This window comes from Pseudomonas sp. S8, assembly GCF_050473925.1.
Taxonomy (GTDB): domain Bacteria; phylum Pseudomonadota; class Gammaproteobacteria; order Pseudomonadales; family Pseudomonadaceae; genus Aquipseudomonas; species Aquipseudomonas parakoreensis.
Genome location: NZ_JBFDVZ010000016.1, coordinates 1,928,685 through 1,950,922, shown reverse-complemented (window position 1 = coordinate 1,950,922; position 22,238 = coordinate 1,928,685). Strand labels below are relative to the sequence as shown.

Genomic DNA, 22,238 nt, shown 5'->3' with positions numbered 1-22,238 from the left:
GGCCTCAAGGCTAAAGAGAAGGGCGGATCAGTTCGAGACTGAAGTGATGGCCGGCCAGATAGTCGTCGATGCAGCGGATGATCAGCTCGCTGCGCCAGTTGTCGCGTTGAGCGATTAATTCGCTACGGGTCAACCACTTGGCGCCGACGATGCCGTCGTCGAGTTGATAGTCCGGGTGGTGTTTCACCGCTTTGGCGCTGAAGCACACGCGCTGGTAAGTCACGCCGTTGCTCGGTGCGGTGTACAGGTAAATCCCGATCACGCCAGTGGGTTCGACGTCCCAGCCGGTTTCCTCGAGGGTTTCGCGGATGGCGGCGTCGATCAGGGTTTCGTCCGGGTCGAGATGGCCGGCGGGCTGGTTGAGCACGTTACGCCCGGCCTTGTGCTCTTCGACCATCAGGAAGCGGCCATTGTCTTCGACGATGGTGGCGACGGTGATGTGGGGGAGCCATTCCATAAATCTTCCTCAAAATCCAGGTTAAACCGATTCACTGTGGGAGCTGGCTTGCCAGCGATGGCGGCTTATCATTCACCATTGAAGGTGCCTGATCCACCGCTATCGCTGGCAAGCCAGCTCCCACAGGGTTTCGTGTTGTGTTTGGAAACACAAACCCCGGCACAGGGCCGGGGTTTGTGATGTTCCCTCTACAACCTTAAACCAGCGCAGCAATCGCCGCGTTGAAGGTTGCGCTTGGGCGCATGGCCTTGCTGATCAGCTCGGCGTCGGCGTGGTAGTAACCACCGATGTCCACTGGCTTGCCCTGCACGGCGTTGAGCTCGGCAACGATGGTCGCCTCGTTCTCGGTCAGGGTTTTGGCCAGGGTCGCGAACTGCGCTTGCAGTGCAGCGTCTTCGGTCTGGGCGGCCAGGGCCTGAGCCCAGTACAGCGCCAGGTAGAAGTGGCTGCCGCGGTTGTCAATGTTGCCGACCTTGCGCGATGGCGACTTGTTGTTGTCGAGGAACTGGCCAGTGGCCTGATCCAGGGTCTTGGACAGAACCAGTGCTTTCGGGTTGTTGTAGTTCACACCCAAATGCTCGAGGGACGCTGCCAGCGCCAGGAATTCGCCCAGCGAATCCCAACGCAGGAAGTTCTCTTCGACCAGTTGCTGCACGTGCTTCGGCGCCGAACCGCCGGCGCCGGTTTCGAACAGGCCACCGCCGTTCATCAGCGGCACGATCGACAGCATCTTGGCGCTGGTGCCCAGTTCCATGATCGGGAACAGGTCGGTCAGGTAGTCGCGCAGTACGTTGCCGGTCACCGAAATGGTGTCCTTGCCTTCGCGGGTGCGCTGCAGGGTGTACTTCATGGCATCGACCGGCGCCATGATCTGGATGTCCAGACCGCTGGTGTCGTGATCCTTCAGGTACGCCTGAACCTTCTCGATAACCACGCCGTCGTGGGCGCGCATCGGGTCCAGCCAGAAGATCGCCGGGGTGCTGCTGGCGCGAGCGCGGTTGACGGCCAGTTTGACCCAGTCCTGAATCGGCGCGTCTTTGGTCTGGCACATGCGGAAGATGTCGCCGGCTTCAACAGCCTGTTCCATCAGCAGGTTGCCCTTGCTGTCGGTGACGCGAACCGCGCCGTCAGCCTTGATCTGGAACGTCTTGTCGTGCGAGCCGTACTCTTCGGCTTTCTTCGCCATCAGGCCAACGTTTGGCACGCTGCCCATGGTGGTCGGATCGAACGCACCGTTGGCTTTGCAATCTTCGATCACGGCCTGGTAAATGGTGGCGTAGCAACGATCCGGGATCACTGCCTTGGTGTCGTGCAGTTGACCGTCGGTGCCCCACATCTTGCCGGAGTCACGGATCATCGCCGGCATCGAGGCGTCGACGATAACGTCGCTCGGCACGTGCAGGTTGGTGATGCCCTTGTCGGAATTGACCATCGCCAGCGACGGACGCGCGGCGTAGACCGCTGCGATGTCCGCTTCGATCTGCGCTTGCTGCTCGGCCGGCAGAGCCTTGATGCGCGCGTACAGATCGCCAATGCCGTTGTTCAGGTTGAAGCCGATCTGGGCCAGCACGTCAGCGTGCTTGGTCAGGGCGTCTTTATAGAACTCGGCAACAATCTGGCCGAACATGATCGGGTCAGAGACCTTCATCATGGTCGCTTTCAGGTGCACCGAGAGCAGTACGCCTTGCGCCTTGGCGCTGTCGATTTCAGCAGCGATGAACGCACGCAGGGCGTTTTTGCTCATCACGGCGCAGTCGAGGATCTCGCCGGCCTGAACGCTGGTTTTCTCTTTCAGGACGGTCGCGGTGCCATCTTTGGCGATCAGTTCGATCTTCACAGCGTCAGCGGCGTCGATCAGGGCAGCTTTTTCGCTGCCGTAGAAATCGCCGGTGCTCATGTGAGCCACGTGGGACTTGGAGTCTTTGGCCCAGGCGCCCATTTTGTGCGGGTGCTTGCGCGCATAGTTCTTGACCGACAGCGGAGCGCGGCGGTCGGAGTTGCCTTCACGCAGAACCGGGTTCACGGCGCTGCCCTTGACCTTGTCGTAACGCGCCTTGGCTTCTTTTTCGGCGTCGTTGGTCACGGTTTCCGGGTAGTCCGGCAGGTTGTAGCCCTGGGCTTGCAGCTCTTTGATTGCCGCTTGCAGCTGAGGTACCGAAGCGCTGATGTTCGGCAGCTTGATGATGTTGGCTTCAGGCGTAACGGCCAGGGCGCCCAGTTCGGCGAGGTGGTCGGCTACGGCTTTGTCGCCCAGTTGCTCGGGGAAGCTGGCCAGGATGCGTGCTGCAAGAGAGATATCGCGGGTTTCCACGGCGATATCGGCCGAGGCGGTGTAAGCCTCGATGATCGGCAGCAGGGAATAGGTGGCGAGGGCTGGAGCTTCGTCGGTGAAGGTATAGATGATCTTCGAGCGGGTGGGCATATTCGGATTAACTCTCTCTTCTTTGCTAAAGCGTGCGCAGAAACTCGAGGGGCGCCGGGTAAGCGCGTTCGTTCAAAGTCATCCATGAACCGAATGTCGAGAATCTTCGCGGTGATGTTGGGTGCATCGTTGAGCGTCAAGCAGTCAGGCTGCGGTAACAACCCGACCAATCAGGCGGAAAGTCTCGTGCTAGAGAGGCCAGCCGTCGTGACCCTTTGGTCAGCGGGCGGCATTATACATAGGTAGCTGGCAATCTGCCGATGGTTCATATGCAACCGGTCTCGTCCATTGGTCTAAAGGTCGCAGGGCGGGGTGGGGCGTAGAGTCGCCGGGAATGCTTGAGTTTGGCGCTTTTCCCTTTGCTTTCAGGCTTGTACGAAACCAGATGTGCCCGCGTCGTGAACAGAGGGTTTGCGTGTTGATTTAACTGGGTTACGCTCGAACCAAGCCAGATGTTCAATCCAAACAATGGAGTTCAGCATGGGTTACAAGAAGATTCAGGTTCCAGCCGTCGGCGACAAAATCACCGTCAATGCAGACCATTCTCTCAATGTTCCTGATAACCCGATCATCCCCTTCATTGAAGGTGACGGCATTGGCGTCGACGTCAGCCCGGTGATGATCAAAGTGGTTGATGCTGCCGTGGCCAAGGCCTATGGGGGCAAGCGCAAGATTTCCTGGATGGAGGTTTATGCTGGCGAAAAAGCGACCCAGGTCTACGACCAGGACACCTGGCTGCCCCAGGAAACCCTGGACGCCGTCAAGGATTACGTGGTCTCCATCAAGGGCCCGCTGACCACCCCGGTCGGTGGTGGCATCCGCTCCCTCAACGTAGCCCTGCGCCAGCAACTCGATCTGTATGTGTGCCTGCGTCCCGTGGTGTGGTTCGAAGGTGTGCCAAGCCCGGTGAAAAAGCCTGGCGACGTCGACATGGTGATCTTCCGCGAGAACTCCGAAGACATTTATGCCGGTATCGAATGGAAGGCCGGCTCGCCTGAGGCCACCAAGGTCATCAAGTTTCTGAAAGAAGAAATGGGCGTCACCAAGATCCGTTTCGACCAGGATTGCGGTATCGGCATCAAGCCTGTTTCCAAGGAAGGCACCAAACGTCTGGTGCGCAAGGCCCTGCAATACGTGGTGGACAACGACCGCAAGTCGCTGACCATCGTGCACAAGGGCAACATCATGAAATTCACCGAAGGTGCCTTCAAGGACTGGGGCTACGAGGTGGCGAAGGAAGAATTCGGCGCCGAGCTGCTCGATGGCGGCCCATGGATGAAATTCAAGAACCCGAAAACCGGCCGCGAAGTTATCGTCAAGGATGCCATCGCCGACGCCATGCTTCAGCAGATCCTGCTGCGTCCGGCCGAATACGATGTGATCGCCACGCTGAACCTCAACGGTGACTACCTCTCCGATGCCCTGGCGGCTGAAGTGGGCGGTATCGGTATCGCGCCGGGCGCCAACCTGTCCGACACCGTGGCCATGTTCGAGGCGACCCACGGTACCGCGCCGAAGTACGCCGGCAAGGACCAGGTCAACCCGGGCTCGGTGATTCTGTCGGCGGAGATGATGTTGCGTCATCTGGGCTGGACCGAAGCGGCTGACCTGATCATCAAGGGCACCAATGGCGCCATCAAGGCCAAGACCGTGACTTACGACTTCGAACGTTTGATGGAAGGCGCCACGCTGGTGTCTTCTTCGGGCTTCGGTGAGGCGATCGTCAAGCACATGTAAGAACGGCGGTCGCAACAAAACCGCCCGGCTCGAGTGATCGAGCCGGGCGGTGTGTTTTCTGGCAGGTGTCCGGGTGGCTTCAGCTGGTCACTGATTGTTGTTGAGCGACAGCCGCAGCCGAGGCGGCATCTTTCGCGACCTCGACATTCTGAATATTTGTGGCGTGCAGGCCTTTGGGCCCTTGCACGATCTCGAATTTGACGGTTTGCCCGGCTTTGAGGGTTTTGTACCCGTCCATCTTGATGGCGGAGTAGTGGGCAAAGAAATCGATGTCCTTGCCGTCCTCGTCCTTCCCCTCGCGGGAGTCGGTGTTAATGAAACCGAACCCCTTGGCATTGTTGAACCATTTCACCTTGCCGACAGCCATGCTCAAATCCCTCTGCAACAGTCTCCATCGCTGGAGTATCATCCAATTCATCCGCAATCGAATCCGTTAAAAAGATTGACTCCGCGGATCTTTTTTACCCACTGTGGGCTCTATTGGTTGTAACACCGTTTTCCCGATAGTCAAGGTGACCGGGCAGTCGGAGTTGAAAAGGTGTACAGCCGCCCCCACCACTGTATTTGCACAACTGACGAACCTTTCTTTCCATGCATGCAATCAGCCAGATTCGACTAACATTCAATCAGGATCGCCCGCTTCTCCAAAAGGATCTTCCACAGGAGCACGACGACGATTCGGCAGGCGTTGCTGTTCAGGAAGCAAAGCCTGCGTTACAGGCGCCGCCGATGTACAAGGTGGTTTTGTTCAACGATGACTACACACCGATGGATTTCGTCGTCGAAGTGCTCGAGGTGTTTTTTAACCTGAATCGCGAGCTGGCGACCAAGGTCATGCTGGCCGTTCACACAGAAGGACGGGCAGTATGTGGAGTGTTTACCCGCGACATCGCCGAGACAAAGGCCATGCAGGTCAACCAGTACGCCAGGGAAAGCCAGCATCCGCTACTCTGTGAAATCGAGAAGGACGGTTAATCGCCGACCACTTGGGTATGAGGTGAAGCTATGTTAAACCGCGAGCTCGAAGTCACCCTCAATCTTGCCTTCAAGGAGGCTCGTTCGAAGCGTCATGAATTCATGACCGTCGAACACCTGCTGCTGGCCCTATTGGACAATGAGGCTGCCGCCACCGTATTGCGTGCCTGCGGCGCAAACCTCGACAAACTCAAGCACGACCTGCAGGAGTTCATCGACTCAACCACGCCATTGATCCCCGTCCATGACGAAGATCGCGAAACCCAGCCAACCCTGGGCTTCCAGCGTGTACTGCAACGTGCTGTTTTTCATGTACAGAGCTCGGGCAAACGCGAAGTGACTGGCGCCAACGTGCTGGTTGCAATCTTCAGTGAGCAAGAGAGTCAGGCCGTGTTCCTGCTGAAACAGCAGAGCGTTGCGCGCATTGATGTCGTCAACTATATCGCCCATGGCATCTCCAAGGTGCCGGGGCATGGCGATCACTCTGAAGGTGAACAAGATATGCAGGACGACGAGGGCGGTGAGTCTTCTTCTTCAGGCAATCCGCTGGATGCTTATGCCAGCAATCTCAACGAACTTGCGCGCCAGGGTCGAATCGATCCGCTGGTCGGTCGCGAAACGGAAGTCGAGCGTGTCGCGCAGATCCTCGCGCGTCGACGCAAGAACAATCCGCTGCTGGTCGGCGAGGCGGGCGTGGGTAAAACCGCGATTGCCGAAGGCCTGGCCAAGCGCATTGTCGACAACCAGGTGCCGGATCTGCTGGCCAACAGTGTCGTCTATTCGCTCGACCTCGGCGCTCTGCTTGCAGGCACCAAGTATCGCGGTGATTTCGAGAAGCGCTTCAAGGCGCTGCTCAATGAACTGAAAAAACGTCCGCAGGCGATCCTGTTCATCGACGAGATTCACACCATCATCGGTGCGGGCGCTGCGTCCGGTGGCGTAATGGATGCCTCGAACCTGCTCAAGCCGCTGCTGTCGTCTGGCGACATTCGCTGCATCGGCTCGACCACGTTCCAGGAATTTCGCGGCATCTTCGAGAAGGATCGTGCGCTGGCACGACGCTTCCAGAAAGTCGATGTCGTCGAGCCGTCGGTGGAAGACACCATCGGTATCCTGCGCGGCCTGAAGGGGCGTTTCGAGCAACACCACAACATCGAATACAGCGATGAGTCGTTGCGCGCCGCTGCTGAACTGGCATCGCGTTACATCAATGACCGGCACATGCCGGACAAGGCCATCGACGTGATCGACGAAGCGGGCGCCTACCAGCGTCTGCAGCCGGCCGACAAGCGCGTGAAGCGCATTGACGTGCCGCAGGTTGAAGACATCGTGGCGAAAATCGCGCGGATTCCGCCGAAACATGTCACCAGCTCCGACAAGGAACTGCTGCGCAATCTGGAGCGTGACCTGAAGCTGACGGTATTTGGTCAGGACGCGGCGATCGATTCGCTGTCGACCGCGATCAAGCTGTCCCGCGCCGGCCTCAAGTCGCCGGACAAGCCAGTGGGTTCGTTCCTGTTTGCCGGTCCAACCGGTGTCGGTAAAACCGAGGCTGCGCGGCAACTGGCCAAGGCGTTGGGGATCGAACTGGTGCGCTTCGACATGTCCGAGTACATGGAGCGCCACACCGTATCGCGTCTGATCGGTGCGCCTCCAGGCTATGTCGGCTTTGATCAGGGCGGTCTGTTGACCGAAGCGATCACCAAGCAGCCGCACTGCGTGTTGCTGCTCGATGAAATCGAGAAGGCGCATCCGGAAGTCTTCAACCTGCTGTTGCAGGTGATGGACCACGGTACGCTCACCGACAACAACGGGCGCAAGGCGGACTTCCGCAACGTGATCATCATCATGACCACCAACGCCGGCGCCGAGACGGCAGCGCGGGCTTCGATCGGCTTCACTCATCAGGACCACTCGTCCGATGCGATGGAAGTGATCAAGAAGAGCTTCACGCCGGAGTTCCGTAACCGTCTGGACACCATTATCCAGTTTGGTCGCCTCAGCCATGAGGTCATCAAAAGTGTGGTGGACAAGTTCCTTACCGAACTGCAGGCGCAGTTGGAAGACAAGCGTGTGTTGCTGGAGGTTACCGATGCGGCGCGCAGTTGGCTGGCGGCCGGTGGTTACGACTCGGCGATGGGCGCACGTCCGATGGCGCGTCTGATCCAGGACAAGATCAAGCGTCCGCTGGCGGAGGAGATTCTGTTTGGCGAGCTGGCCGAGCATGGCGGTGTGGTGCACATCGACATCAAGGATGGTGAGTTGACGTTTGACTTCGAGACTACGGCTGAGATGGCCTGACGGTTGTTGGTCTGTTGTAAAGCGAAAGGCGCCTTCGGGCGCCTTTTTGTTATTTGTCGTTTGGTTTTTTTGGGTGAATATCCGTTGCTGCGGTAACGGCTGCTTAGGGTTCCGCCCTTACGGCGGGTCACTTTGGCAAACGCCCCAAAGTAACCAAAGGGCTTTACCCTGACGTTCGGCCCTCGCTTAGGCTCGGGTTCCTTCGCTCCGGGATTCATCCGGGGGGCAGCGCCTACGGTTTGCTTCGCTGCACCTCCTCTCGCTGTGTTTGGCTGCGCCAAACGGTCGCTGCGCTCCCACCCCCGGGTAAATCCCTCCACTCAGCCTGCCGACGGGCCCTCAGATCAAAAGCGGTACTCGAGCTAACGCTCATCGTGTTGAGTGGGGCGGCTTCGCCGCATGGGGTGTGCACGAATAAAGTTGTGGGAGCTGGCTTGCCAGCGAAGGCGGCCTGATAGCCGACCAAACTCCAACTGAAAACACCCGATCCCACTGTGGGAGCTGGCTTGCCAGCGAAGGCGGCCTGATAGCCGACCAAACTCCAACTGAAAACATCCGATCCCACTGTGGGAGCTGGCTTGCCAGCGAAGGCGGCCTGATAGCCGACCAAACTCCAACTGAAAACATCCGATCCCACTGTGGGAGCTGGCTTGCCAGCGAAGGCGGCCTGACAGCCGACCAATCACCAACTGAAAACACCCAATCCCATGTAGGAGCTGCCGAAGGCTGCGATCTTTTGATCTGGCTCTTGCTCTTGATGTGGCTTTTGATCTTCAGCCCCTTCGGCAGGCCGAGCGGAGGTGTCCATCCGGGGGTAGGCGCGCAGCGCCGTGCGGCGAAGCCGCATACATCGAGAGGAGGTGCAGCGAAGCAAACCGTAGGCGACGCCCCCGGATGGACACCGTAGCGAGGGAACACTGAGCCTCAGCGAAGTGCCGTACGCCGGGGCAATGAAGGGATCAACCACATAGGTAACAGAAGAGTTCAGGCACATAGGTAACACCCGATCACTAATTTTTGATTGTCTTGAGCGTCAGATAACCATCCTTAGCGTCTCGTTCATCAACACGGCCCAGTAGAACAGGTCCAAAGATGATGTCCCAAACACCCTCGCTGATTCCCGCCAATCCGACCATCTGATGCTTCAGGACATAGCCGACATAGATTCTGAGTCGTCCCTTGTTCACCACCCCGTTTGAGTCCGTTCGGTACGTCTCAACATGGCTTGGATATTTCATCTCCGGTAGTTTTCCCGGAAAGGCCCGTGACGAGCTTGTGTAGCAAGAGCCCGGCGTTTTCTGCCCCAAAGCCTCATGAAGGCGCTCATGATTATAGTGCTGCATGAACAGATCAAAATGCTTCTGCTGGGCTCCCCATTCAATTTCCGGCGGTCTTGGCAGCGTGCTTTTAAGCGTGCGGTGCATGCGTTCATGGCGTCCGTTTTGCTCAGGTCGCCCAGGCTCAATCCTCTCATGAATGATGCCCAGGTGAGCCCACCAGATCGACAACTGCGACAGCCCAGCACACCCACCGCTGGCAAATGGGACACCGTTGTCAGTACGAATCCGCTCGGGCATTCCGTACATCTTGAATAGCCGCTCAAAGGTAGCTTTGGCATCTTTGAACGTCGTGCTCGGCATGCTTTCACAAGCCAATAGAAAGCGACTGGCGTGATCCATCACCGTCAAGGGGTAACACCAGACACCATCTCCTGTCAGGTACTGGCCTTTGTAATCGGCACTCCAGAGCTGATTGGGAAGCTCGGCTTTCTGAAGTGGCTTGGGATAGAGGGCGACACGTTGGCGCAAGCGCCGAGGCTCGACGAGCCCCGCCTTTTTAAGCACGTTATAGATCGTGGTTTTGGACGGCGGTGGCTGATCTGGAAATCGTCGACTCAGGGCTGTCTGAATCTTTTTCGGGCCCGGTATGGTTTGCCCCTGTTGGCGTAACTCAAGAATGGCCTCTTTGACCGCAAACGGTACAGCCTGAGCTTGAGAGTGCCGCTTGCGACTGCACTCAGCCAAACCATTAATGCTGTCCGCGTTGTAGCGGGCCACCCACTTGTATCCAGTCTTGCGACTGATGCTGTGAGCTGCACAGAGTTGACTGAAATTGAGACGACCAGACAGGTAGTCAGCAATGAACATCACTTTCAGGTCCATAGGTTTCAGCTCTTGCCACGGCATGGTCAGATCCTCGGAATCGACCCGTGCCAGTTAAAAACTGTTACCTATGTGCTTGAGCTGGTTTGTTACCTATGTGGGTGAGTCATACCGCAAAGCCTTTTGGGTTGCCTTTTCGGCGTTTGGAAAAGGTGACTCGCTGTAAGAGCGAAACCATAGGAGGCCGTTACCGCAGCAACGGATATACACACAAAACCAACAAATCCCAGACAAACAAAAACGCCCGGTATAAACCGGGCGTCTTGTATTGACTTGATTAGCGAGCGCGGTAAGTAATGCGCCCTTTGCTCAAGTCATAGGGCGTCAGCTCGACGCGCACTTTGTCACCGGTAAGAATACGAATGTAGTTCTTGCGCATCTTGCCGGAGATATGCGCGGTTACGACGTGCCCATTTTCCAACTCCACACGAAACATGGTGTTGGGCAGGGTGTCGACGACAGTGCCTTCCATTTCGAAGCTGTCTTCTTTCGACATGCAGTAAAGCCCTCGGTGTCCAATGAATGGCCCGGTGCAACTGCGCCAGGCAAAAGCGGCGTGCATTGTGCCCGAAAAAGGGGGTTCAAGCCAAGGGGTTTAGGGTTCGCGATTAGTTCAGGATTACCCAGCGCTGATTGATCAGCAATTCGATGGGGCGATATTGGGTCTTGTAGTTCATCTTTTTGCAGTTCTTGATCCAGTATCCGAGATACACCGCTTCCAGCCCCAGACGCTGGCTTTCGGCGATTTGCCACAGGATCGCGAAGCGTCCCAGGCTGCGGCGTTCCTCGTCAGGTTCGTAAAAGGTATAGACCGCCGACAAGCCGTTGGGCAACAGATCGGTTACAGCAACAGCGAGTAACCGTCCGTCGAGTCGAAATTCATAGAAGCGTGAGAAGGGCAGGTCGCGCACCAGAAAGGTCGAGAATTGGTCACGACTTGGCGGGTACATGTCGCCGTCGGCATGGCGCTGCTCGATGTAACGCTGGTACAGATCGAAATATTCTTCGCTGAAGTGCGGTTTTACCGGGCGTACCTGCAGATCGGCATTGCGTTTGAAAATGCGTTTCTGCTGGCGGTTGGGCAGGAACTGCGCCACCGGGATGCGTGCAGGCACGCACGCATTGCAATTCTGGCAATGGGGCCGATACAGATGATCGCCGCTGCGGCGAAACCCCATTTCCGACAGGTCTGCGTAGACGTGCACATCCATGGGCTGACTCGGGTCGAGAAACAGCGTCGTCGCCTGCTCCTCGGGCAGATAACTGCAGGAATGAGGCTGAGTGGCATAGAACTTCAAGCGCGCCAACTCGGTCATGATCAACCCTCGGGATAAGCTGGTGAATTAAGTGTAAGCCACGCGCGCAAAAGTCGCTCAGCAAACCCAAGTGGCACGACTGGGTTGATCCAGGTGGCGAGCCAGATAGTTGGCGAATTCGTGGCGGGGGATCGCCCGGGCGCCGAGGCTGTGCAGATGATCGGTCGGCATCTGGCAATCAATCAGAACGAATCCCGCTTCTTTCAGATGCTGCACCAGCGTGGCAAAGCCATATTTGGAGGCGTTGTCGGCGCGGCTGAACATCGATTCACCAAAAAACAGCTGACCCATCGCCAGGCCATACAGGCCGCCGACCAGTTGGCCCTGATCCCAGACCTCGACCGAGTGGGCGAAGCCGCGGCGGTGCAGTTCGAGGTAGGCGTCCTGCATCGCTTCGGTAATCCAGGTGCCATCGGCGTAGTCCCGAGGCGCGGCGCAGGCGCGAATCACGGCTGCGAAATCCCGATCGAAGGTCACCTGGTAGCGTTGCTTGCGCAGCAGCTTGCCGAGGCTGCGCGAGACATGCAGTTCGTCGGGAAACAGAACGGTGCGCGGATCCGGCGACCACCAGAGGATTGGCTGGCCCTCGGAAAACCATGGAAAACAGCCGTGCCGGTAAGCCTGCACCAGGCGATCGGCGGACAGGTCGCCACCGGCAGCCAGCAATCCATTGGGATCGCGCATGGCCTTTTCCAGGGGCGGGAAAGTCAGGGAATTGCGTTGTAACCAAGTCAGCATGGCGTCCAGGCTTGCAGAAGGGGAGGGCGGTGCGGGCGCGAGGCCCGCGATAAAGTGTGCCGTTAAATGACAGGAATGTCGTCCAGATACTTCTCCGCGTCCAGTGCCGCCATGCAACCGGCACCGGCCGAGGTCACGGCTTGACGGTAGACATGGTCGGCCACATCGCCAGCGGCGAAGACGCCGGGGATCTCGGTGGAGGTGGCGTCGCCGTCGCTGCCGCCCTTGACCAGCAGATAGCCGTCGCGCATTTGCAGCTGGCCCTGAAACAGGTCGGTGTTGGGTTTGTGGCCGATGGCGATGAACACGCCGGCCAGGGCCAGTTCGCGGGTCTGCCCGGTGTGGCTGTCACGCAGGCGCGCGCCGGTCACACCGCTGGCATCGCCCAGCACTTCGTCCAGATTCTGGTTCCAGTGCAGGTGAACGTTGCCGTTGGCGGCTTTTTCGAACAGTTTGTCCTGGAGAATTTTCTCCGAGCGCAACTTGTCGCGGCGATGGATCAAGTGCACCTCTCTGGCAATGTTCGACAGGTACAGGGCTTCCTCGACGGCAGTGTTGCCGCCGCCCACCACGGCGACCACCTGATTGCGATAGAAAAAGCCATCGCAGGTCGCGCAGGCAGAGACGCCTTTGCCGGCGAAGGCTTCTTCCGAGGGCAGTCCCAGATACTGCGCTGAAGCGCCGGTGGCGATGATCAGGGCGTCGCAGGTATAAGTGCCGCTGTCGCCGATGAGCTCAAAAGGGCGCTGCTGCAACTTGGCAGTGTGGATGTGGTCGTAAACGATCTCGGTGGCAAAGCGTTCGGCGTGTCTCTGCATGCGCTCCATCAGTACCGGGCCGGTGAGGCCTTCGACGTCGCCGGGCCAATTGTCGACTTCGACGGTGGTGGTGAGCTGGCCACCGGCCTGCAACCCGGTAATCACCACCGGTTTGAGGTTGGCGCGGGCGGCGTATACGGCGGCGCTGTAGCCGGCAGGACCGGAGCCAAGAATGATCAGGCGTGAATGCTTCGCTGCGTTCATCAAATACACCTCATAAGCCTTTGTCACAAAAGACAATGCATGCTCAAATTGAACCGCAGGATTTGTGCGGTTGGCTATGCTCAGCTAAGGGGTTTGAAGCATGGCATCAGCCGCGCAAACCCGTACAATGCCGGGCTGTTACAGAATATTTGTAGAGCGCTGTGTTTATAGCTGTGTTTATAAAAGCTGCGGCACAGTGTTAAAAGTAGTCTCAGATGCGCCGGTTCACTTTTTTACCTGCCTGGATTGGGCAGTTTTTTATCGTCATTCAATAGATGGACGCGCCTTGGGCGCAGGAAAAGAAGCGTTTTGAAGAAATCCACCGCAGCACCAAAAACAGTCGTTCCGCTCTGGCGCCAGCAATTGCACTACCGGCTCAAGGAAGGTGCATTGATCGCCATCGGTGCCTTGTGCCTGTTCCTGATGATGGCCCTGCTGACCTACGGCAAGGACGATCCGGGCTGGAGCCACAACAGCAAGATCGACGACGTGCAGAACTTCGGCGGCCCCGCCGGTTCCTACAGCGCTGACATCCTGTTCATGGTGCTGGGTTATTTCGCGTACATTTTCCCGTTGCTGCTGGCGATCAAGGCGTATCAAATCTTCCGTCAACGCCACGAACCCTGGCAGTGGAGTGGCTGGCTGTTCTCCTGGCGCCTGATCGGTCTGGTGTTTCTGGTGCTGTCCGGCGCTGCGCTGGCGCATATCCATTTTCATGCCGCCACCGGTCTGCCGGCGGGTGCGGGCGGGGCGCTGGGCGAAAGTCTCGGTGACCTGGCGCGCAACGCCCTGAATATCCAGGGCAGCACGCTGCTGTTCATCGCGTTGTTCCTGTTTGGCCTGACGGTGTTCACCGACCTGTCGTGGTTCAAAGTGATGGACGTCACCGGCAAGATCACCCTCGACCTGTTCGAACTGTTTCAGGGCGCGATCAACCGCTGGTGGTCGGCCCGTACCGAGCGCAAGCAACTGGTCGCGCAGTTGCGTGAGGTCGATGACCGCGTCCACGACGTGGTGGCGCCGACCGTTACCGACAAGCGTGAACAGGCCAAGGTCAAGGAGCGCCTGATCGAGCGCGAGCAGGCCTTGAGCAAGCACATGTCGGACCGCGAGAAGCAGGTGCCGCCGGTCATCGCCCCGGCCCCGGTCAAAGCTCCGGAACCAAGCAAGCGCGTGCAGAAAGAGAAACAGGTGCCGTTGTTCGTCGACAGCGCCGTGGAAGGTACTTTGCCACCGATCTCGATTCTCGATCCGGCGGAAAAGAAACAACTCAATTATTCGCCGGAATCTCTGGCTGCCGTTGGCCACTTGCTGGAGATCAAGCTCAAGGAGTTCGGCGTCGAAGTCACCGTGGATTCGATCCATCCGGGCCCGGTGATTACCCGTTACGAAATTCAGCCTGCAGCCGGCGTCAAAGTCAGCCGCATCGCCAACCTGGCGAAAGACCTTGCACGTTCGCTGGCCGTGACCAGCGTGCGCGTGGTCGAGGTGATTCCGGGCAAGACCACGGTCGGTATCGAAATTCCCAACGAAGACCGGCAGATCGTGCGTTTCTCCGAAGTGCTGTCGACCCCCGAGTACGACAACTTCAAGTCGCCGGTCACCTTGGCCCTGGGCCACGACATTGGCGGCAAACCGGTCATCACCGACCTGGCCAAGATGCCACACCTGCTGGTGGCCGGTACCACCGGTTCCGGTAAGTCGGTGGGCGTGAACGCGATGATCCTGTCGATCCTGTTCAAGTCCGGCCCGGATGACGCCAAACTGATCATGATCGACCCGAAAATGCTCGAGCTGTCGATCTACGAAGGCATTCCGCACCTGCTGTGCCCGGTAGTGACCGATATGAAGGACGCCGCCAACGCCCTGCGCTGGAGCGTTGCCGAAATGGAACGCCGCTACAAGCTGATGGCGAAGATGGGCGTGCGTAACCTGTCCGGCTTCAACGCCAAGGTCAAGGAAGCCCAGGACGCCGGCGAACCGTTGAGCGACCCGCTGTACAAGCGCGAAAGCATTCACGACGAAGCGCCGTTGCTGCAGAAGCTGCCGACCATCGTTGTGGTGGTCGACGAATTCGCCGACATGATGATGATCGTCGGCAAGAAGGTCGAAGAACTGATCGCCCGTATCGCGCAGAAGGCACGTGCCGCCGGTATCCACTTGATCCTCGCGACCCAGCGTCCTTCTGTGGACGTGATCACCGGTCTGATCAAAGCCAACATTCCGACCCGTATGGCGTTCCAGGTGTCGAGCAAGATCGACTCGCGGACCATCATCGATCAGGGCGGCGCCGAGCAACTGCTCGGTCACGGTGACATGCTCTACATGCCGCCGGGCACCAGCCTGCCGATCCGGGTACACGGCGCGTTCGTTTCCGATGATGAAGTTCACCGCGTGGTGGAAGCGTGGAAACTGCGTGGCGCACCGGAATACAACGATGACATCCTCAACGGTGTCGAAGAGGCGGGCAGCGGCTTTGAAGGCAGCAGCGGTGGTGGCGACGGTGATGATGCCGAGACCGACGCGCTGTACGACGAAGCCGTGCAGTTCGTGCTGGAAAGCCGCCGGGCGTCGATTTCTGCGGTACAGCGCAAGCTTAAGATCGGTTATAACCGCGCTGCGCGCATGATCGAAGCCATGGAAATGGCGGGGGTCGTGACCTCAATGAACACCAACGGTTCGCGTGAAGTTCTGGCCCCCGGCCCGGTTCGCGACTGATTGCCAAGCAAGAGGCGGGACAATGATGTGCCGCCGCTCTCCCAACGAGTATTCAAGAGGACTCCCATGCGTCTTATCCGCATGCTGTTGCCAGTACTGGCGCTGACCACGCTCACGGCCCACGCCGATGACAAGGACGTGGCGCGTCTGACTCAATTGCTGGAAACATCGAAAACCCTGACCGCGAACTTCTCCCAGCTGACCCTCGATGGTAGCGGCACCCAGTTGCAGGAAACTCGCGGTGATATGGTCCTGCAGCGTCCGGGCCTGTTCTACTGGCACACCGAAGCGCCAAACGAGCAGACCATGGTTTCCGACGGCAAGAAGGTCACCCTGTGGGATCCGGATCTGGAGCAGGCGACCATCAAGAAGCTCGACGAGCGCCTGACTCAAACCCCGGCGCTGCTGCTCTCCGGTGACGTGTCGAAGATCAGCCAGAGCTTTGAGATCAGTGCCAAAGAGGCGGGCGGCGTAATCGACTTCACCCTCAAGCCGAAGACCAAGGACACCCTGTTCGACAGTCTGCGTCTGTCGTTCCGCAACGGCCTGGTCAATGACATGCAACTGATCGACAGCGTCGGCCAGCGCACCAACATTCTGTTCACCGGGGTCAAGGCCAACGAAGCGGTGCCGGCGTCGAAGTTCAAGTTCGACATCCCGAAGGGTGCTGACGTTATCCAGGAATAAACCCCGGACCCCGGGTCGGGTTCTTGTGGCTTGGAGCTTTTGTGGCGAGGGGATTTATCCCCGATGGGCTGCAAAGCAGCCCCCAAAAAGGTGACTGCTGCGTAGTCCATCGGGGATAAATCCCCTCACCACAGGGTCACCAACAGGTGTCCACAGGTGTTCCAACAGGCTTAAGACAATCAGAGGTTTCAACGCTACGTGATGGATCTGTTTCGCAGTGCACCGATTGCCCAGCCGCTGGCCGCGCGTTTGCGCGCGACCAATCTGGATGAGTACGTCGGTCAGGAGCACGTGCTCGCTCGCGGCAAGCCTCTGCGTGAGGCGCTGGAGCAGGGTGCCCTGCATTCGATGATCTTCTGGGGACCGCCGGGTGTGGGCAAGACCACCTTGGCGCGCTTGCTCGCGGAAGTCTCGGACGCGCATTTCGAAACGGTCTCGGCAGTGCTCGCCGGGGTCAAGGAAATCCGTCAGGCGGTGGAAATCGCCAAGCAGCAGGCCGGCCAGTACGGCAAGCGCACGATTCTGTTCGTCGATGAAGTGCACCGCTTCAACAAATCGCAGCAGGATGCGTTCCTGCCCTACGTTGAAGACGGCACGCTGATTTTTATCGGCGCTACCACTGAAAACCCTTCGTTTGAATTGAACAACGCGCTGTTGTCGCGGGCCCGCGTCTATGTGCTGAAAAGCCTCGACGAGACGGCACTGCGCAAACTGGTGCACCGCGCGCTCACTGAAGAGCGTGGCCTGGGCAAGCGTAACCTGACCCTCAGCGATGAAGGCTTTCAGATGCTGTTGTCGGCGGCCGATGGCGATGGTCGGCGCCTGCTCAATCTGCTGGAGAACGCCTCGGACCTGGCCGAAGACAACAGCGAAATGGGCACCGAGCTGCTGCAAAGCCTGCTCGGCGACACTCGACGGCGCTTCGACAAGGGCGGCGAAGCGTTCTACGACCAGATCTCCGCGCTGCATAAATCGGTACGCGGTTCCAACCCTGATGGCGCGCTGTACTGGTTCGCGCGGATGATCGATGGCGGTTGCGATCCGTTGTACCTGGCGCGACGCGTGGTGCGCATGGCCAGCGAAGACATCGGTAACGCCGACCCGCGCGCTTTAAGTCTGTGCCTGGCAGCGTGGGAGGTGCAGGAGCGCCTTGGCAGCCCGGAAGGCGAACTGGCGGTGGCCCAGGCCATCACCTATCTGGCCTGTGCACCGAAAAGCAACGCGGTGTACATGGGCTTCAAGACCGCGCTGCGCGCGGCTGCCGAGTACGGTTCGCTGGAAGTGCCGCTGCACTTGCGCAATGCGCCGACCAAACTGATGAAGCAATTGGGCTATGGCGACGAATACCGCTACGCCCACGACGAACCGGACGCGTATGCCGCCGGCGAAGATTATTTCCCGGAAGAGCTCGAGCCCATTCCGTTCTATCAACCGGTGCCCCGTGGCCTGGAGTTGAAGATCGGCGAGAAGCTCAACCACCTCGCCCAACTCGACCGTTTAAGCCCAAGACAGCGGAGAAAATAGTGCTTCCATTGATTGTTGCGGTCTCCGTCGGCGGAATCGCCGGCACGCTGTTGCGCTTCGCCACCGCTAATTGGGTCAACGCCAATTGGCCGCGGCACTTCTATACCGCGACGCTGGCCGTTAATATCGTGGGCTGTCTGCTGATTGGCGTGCTGTACGGCCTGTTTTTGATACGCCCGGAGGTGCCGATCGAGGTGCGTGCCGGGTTGATGGTCGGCTTCCTCGGGGGGCTGACGACTTTTTCATCCTTTTCACTGGATACGGTGCGCCTGCTGGAAAGCGGGCAAGTGCCGCTGGCCCTGGGCTATGCGGCGATCAGCGTATTCGGCGGGCTGCTCGCGACGTGGGCCGGCCTGTCCCTGACCAAACTTTGATAACGAGAAACCGACATGCTCGATTCCAAACTGTTACGTAGCAACCTTCAGGACGTAGCGGACCGCCTGGCTTCCCGTGGCTTTGCCCTGGATACCGCGCGCATCGAAGCGCTGGAAGAACAGCGCAAGACCGTCCAGACCCGCACCGAAGCACTGCAGGCTGAGCGTAACGCGCGTTCCAAATCCATCGGTCAGGCCAAGCAGCGCGGCGAAGACATCGCGCCGCTGATGGCAGACGTCGAGCGCATGGCGGGCGAGCTGAGTGCCGGTAAAGTCGAGCTGGACGCGATCCAGACCGAGCTGGACTCGATTCTGCTGGGTATCCCCAACCTGCCGCACGAATCGGTACCGGTCGGTAAAGATGAAGACGACAACGTCGAAGTGCGTCGCTGGGGCACGCCGACCCAGTTCGATTTCGAGGTCAAGGACCACGTCGCGCTGGGTGAGAAGTTCGGCTGGCTGGACTTTGAAACCGCCGCCAAGCTCTCTGGCGCCCGTTTCGCCTTGCTGCGTGGCCCGATTGCTCGCCTGCATCGCGCTCTGGCGCAGTTCATGATCAACCTGCACGTCAACGAGCATGGCTACGAAGAGGCCTACACGCCTTATCTGGTTCAGGCCCCGGCGCTGCAAGGCACCGGTCAACTGCCGAAGTTCGAAGAAGACCTGTTCAAGATCGCTCGCGAAGGCGAAGCCGATCTGTACCTGATCCCGACTGCCGAAGTGTCGCTGACCAACATCGTGGCCGGTGAAATCGTCGATTCGAAACTGCTGCCGATCAAGTTCGTGGCGCACACCCCGTGCTTCCGCAGCGAAGCCGGCGCATCGGGTCGTGACACTCGCGGGATGATCCGTCAGCACCAGTTCGACAAAGTCGAGATGGTCCAGATCGTCGAGCCGTCGACCTCGATGGAAGCGCTGGAAGGCCTGACCGCCAACGCCGAAAAAGTCCTGCAACTGCTGGGTCTGCCTTATCGCACCCTGGCGCTGTGCACCGGCGACATGGGCTTCAGCGCCGTGAAGACCTACGACCTGGAAGTGTGGATTCCAAGCCAGGACAAGTACCGCGAAATTTCGTCGTGCTCCAACTGCGGCGACTTCCAGGCCCGCCGCATGCAAGCGCGTTTCCGCAACCCGGAAACCGGCAAGCCTGAGCTGGTACACACCCTGAATGGTTCCGGCCTGGCGGTCGGTCGTACGTTGGTGGCGGTGCTGGAAAACTACCAGCAGGCCGACGGTTCGATCCGCGTGCCGGACGTACTGAAACCGTACATGGGTGGCCTTGAGGTCATCGGCTAAATGAAATATCTGCCGCTGTTTCACAACCTGCGCGGCAGTCGTGTGTTGGTGGTCGGTGGGGGGGAAATTGCCTTGCGCAAATCCCGCCTGCTGGCCGATGCCGGTGCGCTGCTGCGGGTGGTCGCACCTGAAATCGAAGCGCAACTGCGCGAACTGGTCACTGCCAGCGGTGGTGAATGCCTGTTGCGTGGTTATGTGGAAGCGGATCTGGACGGTTGCGGGCTGATCATTGCCGCCACCGACGATGAAACGCTGAATGCGCAGGTCTCCAGCGATGCCCATCGGCGTTGCGTGCCGGTCAACGTGGTTGACGCGCCGCAGTTGTGCAGCGTGATCTTCCCGGCGATTGTCGATCGCTCGCCGCTGATCATCGCGGTGTCCAGCGGCGGCGATGCGCCAGTGCTGGCGCGGCTGATTCGCGCCAAGATCGAAACCTGGATTCCGTCGACTTACGGCCAGTTGGCCGGTCTTGCCGCACGTTTTCGCAATCAGGTGAAAAACCTGTTTCCCGATGTGCAGCAGCGTCGCGGGTTCTGGGAAGACGTGTTTCAAGGCCCGATTGCCGACCGGCAACTGGCCGGGCAGGGCGCCGAGGCCGAGCGTCTGTTGCAGGCCAAGATTGATGGCGAGGCGGACATCACCACCGGTGAGGTGTATCTGGTGGGCGCCGGGCCGGGTGATCCGGACCTGCTGACCTTCCGCGCCTTGCGTTTGATGCAGCAAGCCGACGTGGTGCTGTACGACCGCTTGGTCGCGCCGGCGATTCTTGAGCTGTGCCGTCGCGATGCCGAGCGTGTCTACGTCGGCAAGCGTCGCTCCGACCATGCGGTACCGCAGGACCAGATCAACCAGCAACTGGTGGACCTGGCCAAGGCCGGTAAGCGGGTGGTGCGCTTGAAGGGCGGTGACCCGTTCATCTTCGGTCGCGGCGGTGAAGAGATCGAAGAGCTGGCGGCCCACGGCATTCCGTTCCAGGTGGTGCCGGGGATCACGGCGGCCAGCGGTTGCGCGGCGTATGCCGGGATTCCGTTGACCCATCGCGATTACGCGCAGTCGGTGCGTTTCGTCACCGGTCACCTGAAGGACGGTTCCACCGATCTGCCGTGGGCCGACCTGGTTGCCCCGGCGCAGACGCTGGTGTTCTACATGGGCCTGGTGGGCTTGCCGGTGATTTGCGAGCAGTTGATCAAACACGGTCGCCGCGCGGACACCCCGGCAGCGTTGATCCAGCAGGGCACGACGGTCAATCAGCGAGTCTTCACCGGCACGCTGGCCGACCTGCCACGCCTGGTGGCGGAGCATGAAGTGCATGCGCCGACGCTGGTGATTGTGGGTGAAGTGGTGCAGCTGCGCGAGAAATTGGCGTGGTTTGAAGGGGCTCAGGCGCAAGTTTGAGTCAAAGTAAAAAGATCGCAGCCTGCGGCAGCTCCTACATGAGAATGCGTTCCCTGTAGGAGCTGCCGCAGGCTGCGATCTTTTGCTTTTGCTGTTAGCCCTTTAACCAAACCCCTTTCGCATTCAGGCGCTCCCGGTCATGCGCCACACTGAAATCCTGCTCTGGCCCCTTCGGCACAATCCCCGTGGGATTGATGGTCTTGTGGCTGCCGTAGTAGTGATTCTTGATGTGCTGAAAATCCACCGTCTCGCCAATCCCCGGCCACTGATACAGTTCACGCAGCCAGTTCGACAGGTTCGGGTAATCGGCAATCCGCCGCAGATTGCACTTGAAGTGCCCGTGGTACACCGCATCGAAGCGAATCAGCGTGGTGAACAGTCGCACATCGGCCTCGGTCAGGTATTCACCCGTCAGATAGCGATTGGCGCCCAGCACCCGTTCCAAGTGATCCAGCTCGGCAAACACCTCATCGAACGCCTCTTCATAAGCCTGTTGCGAGGTGGCGAACCCAGCGCGATACACGCCGTTGTTCACCGCCGGATAAATCCGCTCGTTCAGTGCATCGATCTCGCCACGTAACGGTGCCGGGTAGAAGTCCAGCCCGTTACCGGTCAGGCCATCGAAGGCGCTGTTGAACATGCGGATGATTTCCGCCGACTCATTGCTGACAATGCGCTTGAGTTTCTTGTCCCACAACACCGGCACCGTGACGCGCCCGGTGTAATCCGGGGTGTCGGCGGTGTAGCGCTGGTGCATGAAGGCGAAATTATCAAGTTTGTCGCCGGTCGAGCCCAAGGCCTTGTCGAAGGTCCAGCCGTTTTCCAGCATCAGCCAACTGACCACGGACACGTCGATCAGGCTTTCCAGACCTTTGAGCTTGCGCAGGATCAACGTGCGGTGCGCCCACGGGCAGGCGAGCGATACATAGAGGTGATAGCGCCCGGCTTCGGCGGCGAAACCGCCTTCACCGCTCGGCCCGGGCTGGCCGTCAGCGGTGACCCAGTGGCGACGTTGCGCCTGTTCGCGCTGGAACGCGCCGTCCTTGCTGCTTTCATACCACTTGTCCTGCCAGTGGCCATCGACGAGTAAACCCATGATCAAGACTCCTGAATC

General features: G+C 59.2%; 18 protein-coding genes. 9 read left to right on the top strand and 9 right to left on the bottom strand.

All coding sequences use genetic code 11. The features are described from left to right. Positions 1–10 precede the first annotated feature (10 nt). Together AB1J88_RS10030 and AB1J88_RS10025 are read right to left on the bottom strand one after the other, a co-directional pair. Complete coding sequence (locus AB1J88_RS10030; RefSeq protein WP_041073236.1) at positions 11–457, bottom strand: NUDIX hydrolase; 447 nt, start codon at positions 455–457, stop codon at positions 11–13. Positions 458–653: 196 nt separating this feature from the next. Next, positions 654–2,879: an NADP-dependent isocitrate dehydrogenase gene (locus AB1J88_RS10025; RefSeq protein WP_430290970.1), complete on the bottom strand. Its 2,226-nt coding sequence runs from the start codon at positions 2,877–2,879 to the stop codon at positions 654–656. Positions 2,880–3,359: 480 nt separating this feature from the next. Here AB1J88_RS10025 and icd point away from each other — a divergent pair, with 480 nt between their 5' ends. Next, on the top strand, positions 3,360–4,616 hold the full coding sequence (icd, locus tag AB1J88_RS10020; RefSeq protein ID WP_041073239.1) for an NADP-dependent isocitrate dehydrogenase: 1,257 nt from the start codon (positions 3,360–3,362) through the stop codon (positions 4,614–4,616). A 79-nt stretch (positions 4,617–4,695) separates the two neighbouring features. On the opposite strand, the gene AB1J88_RS10015 is transcribed toward icd, so the two are convergent. After that, complete coding sequence (locus AB1J88_RS10015) at positions 4,696–4,983, bottom strand: cold shock domain-containing protein (RefSeq protein ID WP_430290969.1); 288 nt, start codon at positions 4,981–4,983, stop codon at positions 4,696–4,698. 224 nt (positions 4,984–5,207) lie between these two features. On the opposite strand from AB1J88_RS10015, the gene clpS reads away from it, so the two are divergent. After that, positions 5,208–5,591 carry an ATP-dependent Clp protease adapter ClpS gene (clpS, locus tag AB1J88_RS10010; protein ID WP_011334948.1) on the top strand — a complete coding sequence of 128 codons (384 nt, stop codon included), beginning with the start codon at positions 5,208–5,210 and terminating at the stop codon, positions 5,589–5,591. 30 nt (positions 5,592–5,621) lie between these two features. After that, positions 5,622–7,892 (top strand): ATP-dependent Clp protease ATP-binding subunit ClpA, encoded by a 2,271-nt coding sequence (gene clpA / locus AB1J88_RS10005; protein ID WP_041073244.1) that lies wholly within the window; start codon positions 5,622–5,624, stop codon positions 7,890–7,892. A 1,010-nt stretch (positions 7,893–8,902) separates the two neighbouring features. Here clpA and AB1J88_RS10000 read toward each other — a convergent pair. The 5 genes from AB1J88_RS10000 to trxB form a co-directional block, all read right to left on the bottom strand. Further along, positions 8,903–10,078 carry an integrase core domain-containing protein gene (locus tag AB1J88_RS10000; protein WP_430290968.1) on the bottom strand — a complete coding sequence of 392 codons (1,176 nt, stop codon included), beginning with the start codon at positions 10,076–10,078 and terminating at the stop codon, positions 8,903–8,905. A gap of 253 nt (positions 10,079–10,331) precedes the next feature. Then, complete coding sequence (gene infA / locus AB1J88_RS09995; RefSeq protein ID WP_002553999.1) at positions 10,332–10,550, bottom strand: translation initiation factor IF-1; 219 nt, start codon at positions 10,548–10,550, stop codon at positions 10,332–10,334. A gap of 112 nt (positions 10,551–10,662) precedes the next feature. Further along, a complete protein-coding gene (locus AB1J88_RS09990; RefSeq protein ID WP_222015176.1) occupies positions 10,663–11,370 on the bottom strand; it encodes an arginyltransferase in 708 nt (235 codons plus the stop codon). Between the two features lie 57 nt (positions 11,371–11,427). Next, on the bottom strand, positions 11,428–12,108 hold the full coding sequence (gene aat / locus AB1J88_RS09985) for a leucyl/phenylalanyl-tRNA--protein transferase (protein ID WP_430290967.1): 681 nt from the start codon (positions 12,106–12,108) through the stop codon (positions 11,428–11,430). Between the two features lie 62 nt (positions 12,109–12,170). After that, positions 12,171–13,130 carry a thioredoxin-disulfide reductase gene (trxB, locus tag AB1J88_RS09980; RefSeq protein ID WP_222015173.1) on the bottom strand — a complete coding sequence of 320 codons (960 nt, stop codon included), beginning with the start codon at positions 13,128–13,130 and terminating at the stop codon, positions 12,171–12,173. Between the two features lie 309 nt (positions 13,131–13,439). Here trxB and AB1J88_RS09975 point away from each other — a divergent pair, with 309 nt between their 5' ends. The 6 genes from AB1J88_RS09975 (at position 13,440) to cysG (ending at position 21,124) form a co-directional block, all read left to right on the top strand. Continuing rightward, the gene (locus AB1J88_RS09975) at positions 13,440–15,848 is read left to right on the top strand and encodes a DNA translocase FtsK (RefSeq protein ID WP_084234290.1); all 2,409 of its coding nucleotides are present in this window, start codon (positions 13,440–13,442) and stop codon (positions 15,846–15,848) included. Positions 15,849–15,914: 66 nt separating this feature from the next. Next, positions 15,915–16,535 carry an outer membrane lipoprotein chaperone LolA gene (lolA, locus tag AB1J88_RS09970; RefSeq protein ID WP_041074219.1) on the top strand — a complete coding sequence of 207 codons (621 nt, stop codon included), beginning with the start codon at positions 15,915–15,917 and terminating at the stop codon, positions 16,533–16,535. Positions 16,536–16,736: 201 nt separating this feature from the next. Continuing rightward, positions 16,737–18,059 (top strand): replication-associated recombination protein A, encoded by a 1,323-nt coding sequence (locus AB1J88_RS09965; RefSeq protein WP_003223849.1) that lies wholly within the window; start codon positions 16,737–16,739, stop codon positions 18,057–18,059. Beyond that, the gene (crcB, locus tag AB1J88_RS09960) at positions 18,059–18,433 is read left to right on the top strand and encodes a fluoride efflux transporter CrcB (protein ID WP_041074221.1); all 375 of its coding nucleotides are present in this window, start codon (positions 18,059–18,061) and stop codon (positions 18,431–18,433) included. The genes AB1J88_RS09965 and crcB overlap by 1 nt, the downstream gene beginning before the upstream one ends. A gap of 15 nt (positions 18,434–18,448) precedes the next feature. Continuing rightward, on the top strand, positions 18,449–19,729 hold the full coding sequence (serS, locus tag AB1J88_RS09955; RefSeq protein ID WP_003223852.1) for a serine--tRNA ligase: 1,281 nt from the start codon (positions 18,449–18,451) through the stop codon (positions 19,727–19,729). Further along, entirely contained in the window at positions 19,730–21,124 is a 1,395-nt protein-coding gene (cysG, locus tag AB1J88_RS09950; RefSeq protein WP_047295105.1) for a siroheme synthase CysG, read from the top strand. A gap of 94 nt (positions 21,125–21,218) precedes the next feature. On the opposite strand, the gene AB1J88_RS09945 is transcribed toward cysG, so the two are convergent. Next, positions 21,219–22,220 (bottom strand): glutathione S-transferase family protein, encoded by a 1,002-nt coding sequence (locus AB1J88_RS09945; protein WP_430290966.1) that lies wholly within the window; start codon positions 22,218–22,220, stop codon positions 21,219–21,221. Between the last annotated feature and the right edge of the window lie 18 nt (positions 22,221–22,238).